Origin of the sequence: Klebsiella sp. P1CD1, from assembly GCF_003790505.1 — a bacterium.
GTDB lineage: Bacteria > Pseudomonadota > Gammaproteobacteria > Enterobacterales > Enterobacteriaceae > Klebsiella > Klebsiella variicola.
Window position 1 is genome coordinate 1,121,772 of the sequence record NZ_CP033631.1, and the last position, 14,412, is coordinate 1,136,183.

General features: G+C 59.6%; 14 protein-coding genes. 3 read left to right on the top strand and 11 right to left on the bottom strand.

From position 1 onward, the window contains the following. Nucleotides 1-13: 13 nt before the first annotated feature. The gene (locus DTA24_RS05645) at nucleotides 14-2,377 is read right to left on the bottom strand and encodes a TonB-dependent receptor domain-containing protein (protein ID WP_023340659.1); all 2,364 of its coding nucleotides are present in this window, start codon (nucleotides 2,375-2,377) and stop codon (nucleotides 14-16) included. A gap of 215 nt (nucleotides 2,378-2,592) precedes the next feature. Between DTA24_RS05645 and DTA24_RS05650 the strand changes: the two genes are divergently transcribed. Next, entirely contained in the window at nucleotides 2,593-2,886 is a 294-nt protein-coding gene (locus tag DTA24_RS05650; RefSeq protein ID WP_012967347.1) for a SelT/SelW/SelH family protein, read from the top strand. A 39-nt stretch (nucleotides 2,887-2,925) separates the two neighbouring features. Here the strand turns inward: DTA24_RS05650 and DTA24_RS05655 are convergent, their stop codons facing one another. Together DTA24_RS05655 and DTA24_RS05660 are read right to left on the bottom strand one after the other, a co-directional pair. Further along, nucleotides 2,926-4,635, bottom strand: a complete 1,710-nt coding sequence (locus tag DTA24_RS05655; RefSeq protein ID WP_023298135.1) for a thiamine pyrophosphate-requiring protein — start codon at nucleotides 4,633-4,635, stop codon at nucleotides 2,926-2,928. A gap of 35 nt (nucleotides 4,636-4,670) precedes the next feature. Beyond that, nucleotides 4,671-5,612 carry an AEC family transporter gene (locus DTA24_RS05660; RefSeq protein ID WP_008806201.1) on the bottom strand — a complete coding sequence of 314 codons (942 nt, stop codon included), beginning with the start codon at nucleotides 5,610-5,612 and terminating at the stop codon, nucleotides 4,671-4,673. A gap of 186 nt (nucleotides 5,613-5,798) precedes the next feature. On the opposite strand from DTA24_RS05660, the gene DTA24_RS05665 reads away from it, so the two are divergent. Then, entirely contained in the window at nucleotides 5,799-6,686 is an 888-nt protein-coding gene (locus tag DTA24_RS05665; RefSeq protein ID WP_032731147.1) for a LysR family transcriptional regulator, read from the top strand. A gap of 67 nt (nucleotides 6,687-6,753) precedes the next feature. Then, complete coding sequence (locus DTA24_RS05670; RefSeq protein WP_008806199.1) at nucleotides 6,754-7,095, top strand: nitrous oxide-stimulated promoter family protein; 342 nt, start codon at nucleotides 6,754-6,756, stop codon at nucleotides 7,093-7,095. Nucleotides 7,096-7,154: 59 nt separating this feature from the next. On the opposite strand, the gene DTA24_RS05675 is transcribed toward DTA24_RS05670, so the two are convergent. From DTA24_RS05675 to DTA24_RS05710, 8 genes are all read right to left on the bottom strand, one after another. After that, complete coding sequence (locus DTA24_RS05675) at nucleotides 7,155-8,009, bottom strand: metal ABC transporter permease (RefSeq protein WP_012540752.1); 855 nt, start codon at nucleotides 8,007-8,009, stop codon at nucleotides 7,155-7,157. Further along, a complete protein-coding gene (sitC, locus tag DTA24_RS05680) occupies nucleotides 8,003-8,851 on the bottom strand; it encodes an iron/manganese ABC transporter permease subunit SitC (RefSeq protein ID WP_032731146.1) in 849 nt (282 codons plus the stop codon). The genes DTA24_RS05675 and sitC overlap by 7 nt, the downstream gene beginning before the upstream one ends. Further along, a complete protein-coding gene (locus DTA24_RS05685) occupies nucleotides 8,848-9,669 on the bottom strand; it encodes a manganese/iron ABC transporter ATP-binding protein (RefSeq protein ID WP_012540754.1) in 822 nt (273 codons plus the stop codon). The genes sitC and DTA24_RS05685 overlap by 4 nt, the downstream gene beginning before the upstream one ends. Then, nucleotides 9,666-10,583, bottom strand: coding sequence for a metal ABC transporter substrate-binding protein (locus DTA24_RS05690; RefSeq protein WP_023298133.1), 918 nt, complete (start codon nucleotides 10,581-10,583; stop codon nucleotides 9,666-9,668). The genes DTA24_RS05685 and DTA24_RS05690 overlap by 4 nt, the downstream gene beginning before the upstream one ends. A gap of 181 nt (nucleotides 10,584-10,764) precedes the next feature. Further along, a complete protein-coding gene (locus DTA24_RS05695; protein ID WP_123836586.1) occupies nucleotides 10,765-11,727 on the bottom strand; it encodes a LacI family DNA-binding transcriptional regulator in 963 nt (320 codons plus the stop codon). Between the two features lie 56 nt (nucleotides 11,728-11,783). Then, nucleotides 11,784-12,698, bottom strand: coding sequence for an ROK family protein (locus DTA24_RS05700; protein WP_012540756.1), 915 nt, complete (start codon nucleotides 12,696-12,698; stop codon nucleotides 11,784-11,786). A gap of 50 nt (nucleotides 12,699-12,748) precedes the next feature. Next, on the bottom strand, nucleotides 12,749-13,063 hold the full coding sequence (locus tag DTA24_RS05705; protein WP_002914983.1) for a PTS lactose/cellobiose transporter subunit IIA: 315 nt from the start codon (nucleotides 13,061-13,063) through the stop codon (nucleotides 12,749-12,751). 23 nt (nucleotides 13,064-13,086) lie between these two features. Continuing rightward, a complete protein-coding gene (locus tag DTA24_RS05710) occupies nucleotides 13,087-14,409 on the bottom strand; it encodes a PTS cellobiose transporter subunit IIC (protein WP_012967351.1) in 1,323 nt (440 codons plus the stop codon). Nucleotides 14,410-14,412 lie beyond the last annotated feature (3 nt).

Here is a 14,412-nt window from a genome sequence, read left to right on the forward strand (position 1 = left end):
ATTATTCGGGCAATCAGAAGTCGACGTTGACGCCCAGTTGCCAGGTGCGGCCCGGCATCACCGCCAGCGCTTTATCGTTGGCGTCCTGGTTGGTGCCGGTCTCGATATTGCGGCTGCTCAGGTAATCCCAGTATTTACGATCGGTGAGGTTGTAGACCCCGCCATTGAGGCGCACGTTTTTCGCCACCTGCCAGTACGCGGTCCAGTCCAGCATGCCGTAGCCCGGCACGCGCATATAGTCGCTGCTGGCATCGGTGATGGCGGACCCGCTGTTGCTGTAGCTTTCTCGGTTGGTGGTGGTCGCCTGTTTCCCTTTGACAAAGGTCGCCGTCAGGGCGGTGCCGTAGCGTTTCGCCGGATCGTCCCACGCCACGCCGACGATGGCTTTCATCGGCGCCACGCTGTCGAGGTCGACGTATTTATCGCCGCTGTAGCTGGATTTCGATTTCCCTTCGCTATAGCCGAGGGCGAGGGTGGTGCTCAGGCCGTTCACCTGCTCAAACCAGGTGCCAAAGTTAAATTTGGTGCTGATCTCACCGCCGTAGATATAGGCTTTATCGCGGTTTTCCGCCTGATAAATGGTGTAGATGTTCGACGGCACATTCGTGAACTGGCCCGGATTATTGGCGCGGGTATAGCGCGTATAGGCGATAAAGTTCTTATAGCTGTTGTAGAACAGCGCCGTGCGCACGGTGATGCCTTCGGTGACTTCCCCCTTCAGCCCCCACTCGAGATTATCGCTGGTTTCCGTCTTCAGATCGGTATTGCCGATCAGGGCATACTGCTGGCTGCCGGCGTAGCTGGAGCCAAGGTTCCAGGAGCCATACAGCTGGCTGGCGTTGGGGAACTGCGCGCCGCGCTGGTACTGCAGGTAGGTCATCAGGCGCGGGGTGAGGTCGTACTGGAAGGTCAACGACGGCAGAACCTGGGTATCGCTGTTTTTGCCGTACAGATTCGCCACCGACGATTCGGTCAGTACGCTGCTGTTGGCGGCAAGGTCGGACAGATTTTCCGGCTTAGTCGATTGATGCACCACGCGCACGCCGGGAATAATGGCGAAGTTGTGGCTATCAAGGTCGAAGTTGATCTTATCCTGGACAAAGCCGCCGAGGGTGTAGCTGCGGCTGTCTGCCTCCGGCTGCATGATCTCGCTGTAAACGCTGGGGATCGGCGACTGGCTGAACGGCCGCTGAGTTTTGGTCGTGCTGGCGTTGAAGCCAGCGCTCAGATCGTGGCGGCCCAGGGTTTTCGCCAGCGCGGTCTGCAGGCCCCAGGTGTCGGTGTCGTAGTTGGAGTTCACCGTCTGCATGCGGCGGGTGACGCTGTCCGGCATATAAGTCCAGTCATGGGCTTCAGTATGCTGGTAGTAGATTTTCGTGGAGACGCTGTCGAGGTAGTCGTTCATCGGCGTCCAGTCATCCTTCAGGCTCAGGCCCCAGCGCCGGGTCTGGCTGGTCTGGTTGGCGGTGCCGATGGTGCTGTTGCCGCTGGAGTCCCAGGTATCGTAGTGGGTGTGGTTGGTTTTATGGTAATAGTCGAAGGTGCTGGTCAGCTTGTGCTCATCGTTAGGCTGCCAGATCCCGGAGGCCAGAAAAGCATCGGAATGCCAGTTCGCCGGGTAGGCGTCGACGGTGCCGCTGTTGTTTTCGGTTTCCTGACCGTCACGGCGGCTGTAGACCAAAATTCCGCGCAGGAACTCATCGCCGCCGGCGACGGTCACCCCGTTGTGCCAGCTGCGATCCGCAGAGTCGTAACCGCTGCGGTAGCCGAAGGCGCTGGTCTTGCCCGGGCGCAGGTAATCATCCGCCGATTTCGGGCGGAAGGAGACATTTCCCCCGATAGCGCTGTTGGCCGTTTCCGTCGAGGTGGCACCGGACTGAATATCCACACTGCCATACATATACGGGTCGATATAATCGCGGCCGATGCCGAAGGTGTTGAGCCCGGCGCGACCGACGTAGCCGCGGCCGGTGGCGTTGGGTTGGGCAATACCGTCCACGTCGATGCCGACGCGGTTGCTCTCCATGCCGCGGATGTTGTAGCCGGTGTAGCCTCCGCGGTCGAAGCCGCTTTTGCCGTTGCCGGAGCCGCCGCTGGCCCCGGTGGCGCTGATGAGCGGCTCATAGCGCATGATAGAGCCAAAATCGTTAGCACCTTTATCCTCCAGCTCCCGGGCGCTGATGCTGTGCTCACTACCGGCTTTCTGCACCGGTGCGGGGGCGGTGACGGTCATTTGTTCCGAGGTGTCATCCACCGCCTCGCCGCTAACGGCGGAAGTGTCTGCTGCGATGGCAGAAGTCTGATAAATTGCTGCAAGCAAAGAGGTCACCAGCAGGCGTTTTTTACACCATGCTGCTGACGGAGTCGATTTGTACATAGTCGCCACGCCTTGATCGTTATTAGTATCGGCTCACGCGTTACTTCCAGAGTTGCAGGTTGCTCCGTCTTTTCCGTTGCGGATGGGGTCTTACTCCATTTGTTGATTGCGAATGGTAATGATAGGTATTATCGTTTGCAACAAAATAATCATGTGTTCTTCATTTAAACTGCACTTTGTTTACAATTTGCCCTTTCAGACTTAGCGAGACGACGATGAACTCAAAAGCGGCCATCACCATCACCTACTGTTCCCAGTGCAACTGGATGCTGCGCGCCAGCTGGATGGCGCAGGAGCTGTTACATACCTTCAGTACCGACATCGCCTCAGTGACGCTGGTGCCGGGGACCGGCGGGATCTTCACGATCGATGTCGGCGGTCAGCAGATCTGGGAGCGCAAGCAGGATGGCGGTTTTCCGGATGCGGCCGAGCTGAAACGCCGGGTGCGCGATGTCTGTTTCCCGGAGAAGCCGCTGGGCCATGTGGATAAAGATGAGCAGAAAGGGTGACAACCCCCTCCGGGCGACAAGCGCCCGGAGGAGAAGCCGTTAGCGGGCTAACTGCACGTCAACCAGCACGCTTTGTCGGCGGGTGCGTATGAGGGTGACCGCTTCTTCCAGCACGCCGGGGAGATCCTCGGCCCGGGAAACCGACAGGGCCGCCGCGCGGCTGGAGGCGGCGATCGCGGCGAAATCCGGCGAGGTGGTAAAGGCGGTGGCCGGAATGGTCTCCGCGCGGGCTGCGTAGCCGTCCGGGTAGAGCGCTTTGGTGCCGCCCGCGACGGCGCCCCATCCGCCGTTATTTCCGACCACGACGAGGACAGGGAGCTTCATTACCTCCGCAATATGGTGGCAGACCGCAGGGTTGGCGAACAGGTACGACCCGTCGCCGACGGCGGCAATAATCAGCTCTTCCCGGCGCGCAAGCTGCAGCCCCAGCGCGATAGGCAGGGCTTCGCCCAGGCCGCCGGCCAGCGCTTCCTGGTAATAGCTCTCGGCATGGATCAGTCCGGCAAACTGCGGCAGCGTGGTCAGTTCAGAAACGATCCGGCCACGGTGTTGATTCGCCAGATGACCGAGGCAGTAGCTGAGCCAGGGTTTGGTAATGGCCCCGGTCTGGCTGGCATGGAGAAGCGCGTCGCGCTGGTTTTTCTGTTGCTGGATGCGGTTCTGCGTATATGCCGCCCGCTCCGCCACATGTTGCTGGCGGGCGGCCTGCAGCGGGCGCAGCGCCTCTTCCAGCAGGCTGAAGACTTCATCGGTCTCGCCCGCCAGGTTGATGTCCGCGCGATAGCCACGTACCGGGTAGCGGGAGAAGAGCGGATCGGGGCCCATCTGGATCACGGTGCAGTCCTGGCGACAGTCGCCCTCGGCGATCATCCATGGCGCCTGCGAGTCGACCACCAGAATCACATCGGCGTCGGCGAGCCAGGCGCTGGGATCAGCCCCGGCGAGCAGTGGGTTATCGGCGCTCAGGGTCACCTCGGTACCCCAGTATTCCACCAATGGGATCGCCCATTCGCGCACCAGGCTATTAAGTCGCGCAAAGCCACCCGCCGTTCGGGCGCCGCGCTGGGCGAAGATGACGGGATGCCTGGCGCAGGCGATTGCCTCGGCGGCCCGGGCGATATCTTCCCGGACTGGCGCATAGCGGACCGGCTGCTGCGAAGGACCGGCCTGCAGTGCGGCCTCATCAATAGCAAAGGTCTCGCACAATGGCTCGCGCGGTAAGCTCAGGTAGACCGGCCCTTTCGGCAGGGAGCTGGCAATCGCCCAGGCCCGGTCAACATGCTCGCCGATCTGATCGGCCAGCCGCAGTTCAAAATCCCACTTCACGGATTCACGGATCAGCGCCGCCTGGTCGCGCATCTCCTGGCCGTAGCCAATCGGCGTATTGCGGCAGCCGAAGTGGGAATGTTCGCTAATCGGCGTGCGACCACCAAAAATCAGCACCGGGATATTGCTGTTCGCCAGATTGATGACACCGCAGGCGGCGTTGGCTAACCCGACGTTGGTATGAACCATTACCGCCTGCACCTTGCCAGTGCCGAGGTAGTAGCCGTGCGCCATGCCGATGGCGGCGTTTTCATGCGGGCAGATCACCAGCTCGGGTACCTTTTGCCCGGTCGCCCGGGCCTTTGCCCAGGCTTCAATAACTGGCGGATAATCGGTGCCCGAGTTAATAAAAATATATGCCACGTCCAGCGCCTGTAGCCGATGCAGTAACAGTTCAGCAGCCGATAATGTGATAGAGGCCATATTCTCTCCGTATTCACGCGGTGTAATCGCGATAATTAAAAGGTTAAGAAAATAAATCCGCCCATCGTAATGATGGAGGCAATAATACTCAGCGCCATCGTCGAGGCCATTTCCTGCTCGCCGGTTTTATACTGCATGGCAATAATTATCGCGATGGAGCCTACCGGGATAGCCATCGTCAATACGACTTCCTTTATTTGCTCCATGCTGAAGCCCATTTTTAATAACAGGAGATAGCAGGCGCCGGGCACCAAAATATTGCGGGCGATAACGGTGATAATGGTAGCGGTGGTGATAACAATGCTGCGTGTATAGAGCACGATCCCGGCGGCAAACAGCGCCAGCCCGCCAGAGGCTTTACCCAGCAGACCCAGCGACATCGAGATAGTCTGCGGAATATGGATATCCGCCAGCACGATGATCAGGGCGATCACCGGTGACCAGACCACAGGTTGTTTAATGGCGTTTATCACCCGTGTGCCAAAGGAGATATGCTGGCTTTTATCGCCAGTGGCGACCGACATCAGAATCATTACCAGCGGCAGCTGGAAGACGTTTTGCGTGATGCTGGACACGGTGATCAGCGACGCGCTGACGGTGCCAAATAAAAAGGCCAGCACCGAGGTGCCGATGAAAGGAACCGCCGGCGAGCCGATGGCCAGCGCCTGCAGCGTACTGAGGGCGAGGTCGCGTCGGAACAGATAGCGGGCGACCAGTAAGGGAATGACGAAGCTCAGAATCAGCGCGAGGATAATGGCCACCGCAACCGGGCCCATGGTCATGACGATGTGTCGCGGCGTCATCACCATATTGCTGAAAATACTTAGCGGTAATGCATAGAGCATCACAATTTTATTGATGTCTCCTGCCTGCTGCCAGTTAAAGTCTTTTCGTTTACCGCTAATATAGCCGATGATGACGGTAATGATGACCGGTAATATAGCGCCTGAAATTAATAGAATATTGTTCTGTGTCATGGTGATATATTCTCGTTATAAATTATCTTCGGGTCCGCAATTCGTTTTTGCCGTGCGTGATGAGGTTAATAAATCCGTTTTTCCTGATGCGCGGTAGCTATTTTTGAGCGTATTGATAGCGACATTTATTCGCTAAAACAGGCCGCAAGGGAAATGCAAAAACCGTTTATTCAATGAGTAAATATCATGCCAATGAAATTTAAGCAGATTCAGGCTTTTATTACTGTCGCTCACGAAGGCAATATGACCCTGGCCGCAGAGAAGATGGGGATCACTCAGTCGGGACTGAGCCGGCTGTTATTGAGCCTGGAAGCGGACCTGAGCGCGACCTTATTCGAAAGACACAAACACGGTATGGCGTTGAGCGAATATGGCAGCGCCTTTTTACCCTATGCGCTGACGATGCTGAATACCGAACAAAAGGCCCGCGAGGAGATTGCGCTCATCCGCGGCGCCGGGAAAGGTATCCTGCGGATTGGCTGTGTTTCCAGCCTGCTGACCAGCCATTTCATCGATAAGCTGGCAGCTTTCCATCAGCGACATCCCCGGATCCATCTGCGGATCGTCGACCGCATTGACTCCGAGCTCTTTAAACTCCTGCGGATGCACGACATCGATATCGCCCTCTGCGGCCCCTTACCGCATGATGAGAAAATCGTGGTGCGCGGTAAAATTAACTGGCAGGACCGGATCTGCATCGTCGCCAGGCAGTACCACCCGCTACATCAGGCGGCGAACTTATCCCTCGAGGCGATGCTGGACTATCCGTGGATCATGCCGCCGCCGTTAAGTACCCCGATGAACATCCTTGAGGATATCTTTCGTGCCCATCAGCTACCCTGTCCGCAGCCGGTGATTGAGTGCGCGTCCTCCTCGGCCATTAAGGCCTTTCTGTGCGAGAGCGATCTGTTAACGTCGATGCCGGCCCCGGTTTACCGGCACGAGGAAGCGCTGGGCCTGCTGCGTCCGTTCGAACTCGAGGGCAGCGTTTTTATCCGCGATTTCTATGCCTATAGCCATTTCGGGGTTCTGTCCGGGGCAGCCCTGCAGTTGATCCAGCATCTCAAGCAGTGAGGCTGGTCGGGCACGAACGTTAAGGTGTATAATATATGCATCTTAATAACAGGCGAAAGGCGGGGAGATGGGGAAGCGTATCGAACGGGAAAAGATGACGATTCAGCGGATGATTGCCCTCTACCAGCGGCGCTGTCCCGGGGCGCTGGCCGATAATGCGCACTATCAGGCGCTGAACGCCTACGCCGACAAGCGCCTTGATAAGTGCGTGTTTGGCGAGAATAAACCAGCCTGCAAGCAGTGTCCGGTGCATTGCTACCAGCCGGCGAAGCGCGAAGAGATGAAGCAGATTATGCGCTGGGCCGGGCCGCGAATGCTCTGGCGCCACCCGATCCTCACTATTCGCCATCTGCTGGACGACAGGCGCCCGGTGCCGGCGCTACCGGAAAAATACCGACCGAAAAAATAGCGGCCTTTCCCTGGTCAGCGCGGCGCGTAGCCGGGCGACAAGTCGGCCCCGGTAAGGCATTAGCCGCCACCGGGGATGGTTGCTGAAGCCCTCTGTTTCTGACTATCGCGGATCGTGCTTGCCACAAAGGCGACCACAAACAGCGCGGAAAACAGCACCACGATAGTCGGCGCCGGCGCGCTGTCGAGATAAAACGCCAGCCACACCCCTCCCGCCGAGCAGCCGATGGCCACCGCTACCGCCAGCAGCAGGGCGTGGATAAAGCGCCGCACCAGCAGGAGCGCGATCGCCCCGGGAGCAATCAGCAGCGAAATCGACAGAATAATCCCCACCGACTGCAGCGTCGCGACGATGGTCAGGGCGATCATGCACAGCAGGCCGTAGTGCAATAGCCCGCCGCGCAGGCCGCTGGCTTTGGCCTGCGTCGGGTCAAAGGCGTGCAGCAAAAAATCCCGCCATTTGAGACCGATAATCAGCGCAATCACCAGCGCGATAGCCGCCGTTTGTCCAATATCGCGAAGGGATATCCCCAGCATGTCGCCGAACAGGATATGGTCGAGATGAACATCGGACTGGATCGCTACATACAGCACCAGCCCGGCGCCAAACATGCCGGAGAAGACAATCCCCATGATGGTATCGCGCTTGAGTCGGCTGTTATCGTCGAGAAAACCGGTCGTCACGGCGCACAGCAGCCCGGCGATAAACGCGCCGATGGCGAAGGGGATGCCGATAATGTAGGCCAGCACCACGCCCGGAAAGACCGCGTGGCTCATGGCGTCGCCCATCAGCGCCCAGCCTTTGAGCACCAGAAACACCGACAGTAGCGCGCAGGGCACGGCCACGATGATCGATACCGCTATCGCATTGACCATAAAAGGAAACTGGAACGGGGCCAGGAACAGGTTCAGCATGCGGCCTCCCTGGCGCGGCGGCGGCTGGCCAGCAGGCCGTGCTTCGGCGCGAAGATAAAGGTGATGAGGAACAACAGCGTTTGCGCGACCACGATAATGCCGCCGGTGGCGCCGTCGAGATAGTAGCTGAGCCAGGCACCGAAGAAACTGGTCAGACTGCCGATAGCCACGGCGATGGCCAGCAGGCGCGGAAAGCGGTCGGTTAACAGCCACGCGGTGGCCCCGGGAGTCACCACCAGGCAGATGACCAGAAAGGCGCCGACGGTCTGCAGCGCCGCCACGGTGCAGGCGGCCAGCAGGGTAAAGAACAGCAGCTTCAGGCCGCGGGTGTTCAGGCCAATCGAGCGGGCATGGTTTTCATCAAAGAAGGTCACCATCAGATCTTTCCACTTCAGCAGCAGGATCGCCATCGAGATAAAGCCGATCGCCGCCAGCTGGATAATATCCTCCGGTGCGATGGCCAGAATATTGCCGAGAATAATGGTCTGGATATTCACCGACGTCGGATTCAGCGACACCATAAACAGCCCGATCCCGAAGAAGGAGGAGAAGATCAGGCCGATAATGGCATCCTCTTTCAGCCGCGAGCGTTGCTGCAAAAACATCATGCTGCCCGCCGCCAGGCCGCCGGAGAGAAACGCGCCGAGCGCGAAAGGCAGGCCGAGCATATAGGCCCCGGCGACGCCGGGCACAATCGAGTGGGAGAGGGCGTCGCCAATCAACGACCAGCCCTTCAGCATCAGGTAGCAGGAGAGAAACGCGCAGACGCCGCCTACCAGCGCCGACACCCACATCGCATTGAGCATATAGTGATAGCCAAACGGCTCCAGCAGCCAGCTCATCGTGGGCCTCCTGCCGCGCGCCGGCTGATAAACGGCCGCTCGTCATCGGTGATAACCTGCGCTTCCCCGCCGGTCAGCGCGACGTGGCGTAGCACGCCGCTGAAAGCCCGCTCCAGATTCTCGGCGGTGAAGGTGGTTTCTGTCGGGCCGCTGGCCAGCACGGTGCCTTTCACCATCACCGTGTAATCACAAAATTCGCTCACTGATCCGAGGTTGTGGGTGGAGACCAGCATGGTACAGCCCTCATCGCGGAGCTCGCGCAGCAGGCTGATGATCCGCGCTTCGGTCTGCACATCGACGCCGGTGAAAGGCTCATCCAGCAGGATCACCTGACCCTGCTGAGCGATAGCGCGGGCAAGGAAAACGCGCTTTTTCTGCCCGCCGGAGAGCTCGCCAATTTGCCGATGGCGGTACTCGCTCATGCCCACGCGGGCCAGCGCGGCATCGACAATGTCGCGATCGCGCGGCTTTGCCCGCCGCAGCCAGCCCATATGGCCGTAGCGGCCCATCATCACCACATCCTCTACCAGCACCGGGAAGGACCAGTCCACCTCTTCCGACTGCGGGACATAGGCGACCAGGTTCTGGCGCAGCGCGCGGTTGACCGGCTGGCCGAGTATGGCGATCTCGCCGTGGCCGACGCGCACAAAGCCCATCAGCGCTTTAAACAGTGTGGATTTACCCGAGCCGTTAACGCCCACCAGTGCGGCAATGGAGCCGCGCGGTACGCTGAACGAGGCGTCGCGCAGGGCAGTGTGGCCGTTGCGCCAGGTGACGGTGAGCTGGTCGACATACAGTCCCGCTTGCGCTGCATTCATGGCTGCTTCCTCATCCCGTCCTGGATACCGTTGACGATGGTTTCGGTGGTGACGCGCAGCAGGTCGAGCCAGGTCGGCACCGGGCCGTCGGCGGCGCTCAGCGAATCGACATACAACACGCCGCCGTAGTGGGCCCCGGCTTCGCGCGCCACCTGACGCGCCGGTTTATCGGAGATGGTGCTTTCGCTGAAGATGGTCGGGATGCGTTCTTTCTTCATGGTGTCGATAACCTTGCGCACCTGTTGCGGGGTGCCCTGCTGGTCGGCATTGATCGGCCACAGATACAGTTCGCGCAGACCATAGTCGCGGGCCAGATAGGAGAAGGCTCCCTCGCTGGTGACCAGCCAGCGTTTATCCGCCGGCAGCTGCGCCAGTCTGGCCTGCAGCGGCGCCATCGTTTGACGGATCTTCTCTTTGTAGGCCTCGGCGTTACGGCGATAGGTGTCGGCGTGAGGCGGATCGTACTTCACCAGCGCATCGCGAATGTTATCGACATAGATCAAGGCGTTATCTGCTGACATCCAGGCATGGGGATTGGGCTTCCCGCTATAGGGGCCCGCGCTGATGCCCATCGGCTGGATCCCCTTGCTGACCACCACCTCCGGAACGCCCTGTAAGTGCTGATAAAAACGGGCAAACCACCGCTCGAGATTAAGCCCATTGCTGAGGATCAGCTGCGCCCCCTGCGCGCGTTTGATATCGCCCGGCGTGGGCTGGTAATCGTGGATCTCTGCGCCCGGTTTGGTGATGGAACTGACGACGGCGGCGTCGCCGGCCACGTTCTGCGCCATATCGGCGATAACCGTGAAGGTAGTGATAACCCTGAATTTCTCCTGCGCGGTGGCCGGCGTCGCGGCCAGCAGAGCCAGCGCGCTGGCCAGCAGCAATGATTTCAGCGGTGTCAGGTGTAGCATAGGATCCCTCGCAATGGTGTGGTTAATTTCCCAGCGTTTATAGCCATTGCTATGTTATATAGCACAAGCTATTTACAAATGAAAATAATTCTTATTTGCATGCGTGGGTAATAATGAGCCGGGAAACGAAAGCGACAAGAAAGGGGGAGATAAGGCTGGCCCGGCGCGAACCGGGCGAAGATCAAGAGATATCGGCGACCGACTGGCGCGGGATCAGGCGGCCAGCCAGCGAGCGGCCCTCGGCGGTGAAGGTTGGCCGGTCGTCAATCAGGCTGCGAATACGCTGAATACAGTTATCCAGCAGCGCCTCCAGTGGCCAGGAGATGCAGGTCAGCGGCGGGTAGAGCAGCGAGGCGAGCGGGGAATCCTCAAGGCTCAACAGGGAGACCTCCTGCGGGACGGCGATGGTGAATTCGCGTAACAGACGCATCGCCTCAGCCGCGTAGCGGTCGCGTTTAACGATAATGACTGAGTATTTACTGAAGCTGTTAATTAAGGTCAGCAGCGCCTGCTCGACGTCATCGTTGGCCGTCAGCACCAGCTGGCGGTTAAAAGGAATGGAGTAGTTTTGCAGGACGTTGCGGTAGCCTTCCAGCATCTGACGGCTGGCATCGTCGCTATCGCTGTCCATCAGCAGGGCGATGTTGCGGTGTCCCTTGCCAATCACATAGCGGCAGGCGCTTTCGGTGGCGAAGGCGAAGTCATAGCCCTGGCTGTTGCTCCCGGCGACGCCGAAGCGGTCAAAGGCGATAACGTTGCGCGGCGCGTCGGCGGCAACGGCGCCCAGCACCACCACCGCCACGCACTGGCGCTGCAGATCGTCGATCGCCGCCGCCTGCTCTACCGGATCGCTGACATACTGGACCAGCAGGCTTTTATTCAGCCCTTTCAGCGCCTGAGAGAGCAGCGGCAGTAGACGCGCGCCGTGGCTTTCGTCCTGCGCGGAAATCACCAGACCAACGTGGCTGGATGTCTGACTGGCGAGGTTTTGCGCGGCAAAGCTCGGGCGATAGTTGAGTTCTTCAACGGCCCGCAGCACAGCTTCCCGGCTCTCTTCGCGCACGCCCCGGGTGCCGGTCAGCACGCGGGAAACCGTCGCTCTTGAGACATTCGCTAATCTTGAAACATCATCAATCGTTGGCATGGCTTTTTCTGTCTGAACATTTTCGCCTAGCTTAACATACCTGCTGAAAAAAGTGTCTACCGCTGCCCGTCCGCGGCGCCGGGCAGACGGGGCAGCCAGGCCGCGCCGCGCACGCCGCTGGCGTCGCCGAAGCGGGCCGGTTTGATCTGCGTGCGGCAGGTGTCGGAGAAGATCCACGGCACGATGGCGGCAGGCAGATCGCGATAGATCTGGCTGACGTTGGACAGACCGCCGCCCAGCACAATCACCTGCGGGTCGAGAATATTGATCACCGACGCCAGGCTACGGGCAAAGGCATCGATAAAGTGTCGCCAGTGGGCCAGCGCGCGCGGATCGCCGTTTTGCGCCGCGGCGACAATGGCTTCCGCACGGGCTTGTTCCCCATAGCGGCGGGCGAAGCCGGTGCCGGAGAGAAAGCTTTCGATGCAGTTCGTTTTGCCGCAGTAGCAGGGCTGCGGCGGACCATCGCGCTCAGGAGTATAGCCCGGCAGCGGATTATGCCCCCACTCCCCGGCGATAGCGTTGGGGCCGCTGAGCAGTTGTTGATGAACGGCGATCCCCCCGCCGCAGCCGGTACCGATAATCACCCCGAAGACGGTGGAGGCCCCGGCGCCGGCGCCATCCACCGCCTCCGAAAGGGTGAAGCAGTCGGCATCGTTTGCCATCCACACCGGCTGGCCAAGCTGCTGCATGATATCCCGGCGCAGATCGTGACCGTTGAGCACCAGGCAGTTGCAGTTTTTAATGCGTCCGCTTTGCGGATCGATAGCCCCGGGCAGGCCGATCCCCAGGGTGAACGGCTGCGGGCTGACCGCGCGAATATCGGCAATCAGGGTCAGCAGCTGACGCATAAAGGCGTCATAGCTCTCTTTGTGGGTCGGCCGGCGCAGGCGCTGGACGCATTCGCCCGCCGGGTCCAGCAGTACGGCTTCCATTTTGGTGCCGCCAATATCTATTCCAAGATGTAACATAGTGACCTCGGGGAATCAGACCCGGCCAGCGCGCCTGGCCGGGGAACGCGCTAGGCGTGAAGTGGTTGCGCGCGGTAAATCGCAATCAGTTCGGCAATCAGCTCTTTCGCCAGAATGGAGGTCATCAGGTGATCCTGAGCATGGACCATTACCAGCGTCATTTTGGTTTTTCCCTCGCCTTCGTCAGCTTCGATAAGCTGGGTCTGTACAAGGTGAGCTTCGCGGGAATAGTGCGCCGCTTCCTGCATTTTGGCGTCGGCGGTGGCGAAATCACCCGCTTTAGCGGCGTGCAGCGCTTCGTAGCACAGACTACGTGACTGGCCGGCGTTGATGATGATCCCCATCACCTGTTCTTCTAATTCCATGATTATCCTCTGAATCGTTAGCGTTAAGCGGTTTGCGCCGCGTTGTCAGCCTGGCCGACGGCGTTTTCACGCTCCTGGGCCAGCAGCTGTTTTTCGTAAGCTTTGAGAAATGGCAGGTACATCACCATGGAGGTGGCCATACAAATGAGGCACAGGATCACCGGGCTAAAGCTCCAGTTCGCCGCCCACGAGGCGCCGATGGGCGCCGGCGTTGTCCACGGCGTCATCGATACTACGCGGCTGACGAGATCCAGCTTCAGCGCAAAGTACGCCAGGGTCGCGTTGACCATCGGCACCAGCACGAACGGCAGGAAAAACAGTGGGTTCATGATGATCGGCGCGCCGAAGAGGATCGGTTCGTTAATATTGAATACCCCCGGCACGACCCCCATCCGGCCAATCGTCCGCAGATGCACGGCCTTGCTGCGCAGCAGCATCAGCGCCAGCGGTAGGGTGGAGCCGACGCCGCCGATCAGCAGATAGTGATCCCAGAAGCCCTGGACATAGATGTGCGGGATAGCGGTGCCTGCCGCCATGGCCGCCTGATTGACCGACAGGTTGGCCATCCAGAACGGGTTCATGATCCCGGTGACGATCAGCGCGCCGTGGATCCCGGCGAACCACAGTACCTGACAGACCAGCACTGACAACAGAATGGCCGGCAGCGTATCGGAAGCCGCGACCAGGGGTTTGACCAGCGACATGATCGCTTCCGGAATGATCATCCCCAGCTGAGCCTCGATAAACAGGTTCAGCGGATGCAGCGTCAGAATGATCGCCAGCACCGGGATCAGGATCTCGAACGAGCGCGCCACCCCGGCAGGCACTTCCGGCGGCAGGCGAATGGTGATGTTATGCCGCTTGAGGAAGGCGTACAGCTCGGTGGAATAGATGGCCACCAGAATGGCGGTGAAGATCCCCTGGCCGGAGAAGTAGGCCGTAGAGATCTGGCCATCTTTCAGCGGCGCGGCCACCAGCAGAAACGACATCAGCGACAGCATCCCGGCGGTCAGCGAGTCCAGGTGATGGTGCTTGGCGAGGCTGGCGGCGATCCCGACGGCAATGAACAGGGTCATCACCCCCATGCTGAAGTTGAACGGCAGCATCAGCGCATCGCGATGATCGAGCGAAAATTGCAGCCAGGCGCGGGCAAAGCCCCACGTCGTATCCGGAGAAAACGGCGGAAAGATAAATACCAGCAAAAACGAGCCGACGATCATAAAGGGCAGGGCGGTAATAAAACCGTCGCGGATCGAGGTGACGTATTTTTGCTGGCCGATCGCCCCCGCCATAGGCGTGATCTGCCGTTCGATCACATCGATCAGTTTAGCGTACAGAGAGCTCATGTT

Excerpts from the sequence above, each read along its gene's own strand:
- DTA24_RS05685 (WP_012540754.1), bottom strand. The coding sequence starts at position 9,669 with ATGAATGCAGCGCAAGCGGGACTGTATGTCGACCAGCTCACCGTCACC.
- DTA24_RS05650 (WP_012967347.1), top strand. The coding sequence starts at position 2,593 with ATGAACTCAAAAGCGGCCATCACCATCACCTACTGTTCCCAGTGCAAC.
- DTA24_RS05645 (WP_023340659.1), bottom strand. The coding sequence starts at position 2,377 with ATGTACAAATCGACTCCGTCAGCAGCATGGTGTAAAAAACGCCTGCTG.
- DTA24_RS05655 (WP_023298135.1), bottom strand. The coding sequence starts at position 4,635 with ATGGCCTCTATCACATTATCGGCTGCTGAACTGTTACTGCATCGGCTA.
- sitC (WP_032731146.1), bottom strand. The coding sequence starts at position 8,851 with ATGAGCTGGCTGCTGGAGCCGTTTGGCTATCACTATATGCTCAATGCG.
- DTA24_RS05665 (WP_032731147.1), top strand. The coding sequence starts at position 5,799 with ATGCCAATGAAATTTAAGCAGATTCAGGCTTTTATTACTGTCGCTCAC.
- DTA24_RS05700 (WP_012540756.1), bottom strand. The coding sequence starts at position 12,698 with ATGTTACATCTTGGAATAGATATTGGCGGCACCAAAATGGAAGCCGTA.
- DTA24_RS05695 (WP_123836586.1), bottom strand. The coding sequence starts at position 11,727 with ATGCCAACGATTGATGATGTTTCAAGATTAGCGAATGTCTCAAGAGCG.
- DTA24_RS05705 (WP_002914983.1), bottom strand. The coding sequence starts at position 13,063 with ATGGAATTAGAAGAACAGGTGATGGGGATCATCATCAACGCCGGCCAG.
- DTA24_RS05660 (WP_008806201.1), bottom strand. The coding sequence starts at position 5,612 with ATGACACAGAACAATATTCTATTAATTTCAGGCGCTATATTACCGGTC.
- DTA24_RS05690 (WP_023298133.1), bottom strand. The coding sequence starts at position 10,583 with ATGCTACACCTGACACCGCTGAAATCATTGCTGCTGGCCAGCGCGCTG.
- DTA24_RS05710 (WP_012967351.1), bottom strand. The coding sequence starts at position 14,409 with ATGAGCTCTCTGTACGCTAAACTGATCGATGTGATCGAACGGCAGATC.
- DTA24_RS05670 (WP_008806199.1), top strand. The coding sequence starts at position 6,754 with ATGGGGAAGCGTATCGAACGGGAAAAGATGACGATTCAGCGGATGATT.
- DTA24_RS05675 (WP_012540752.1), bottom strand. The coding sequence starts at position 8,009 with ATGCTGAACCTGTTCCTGGCCCCGTTCCAGTTTCCTTTTATGGTCAAT.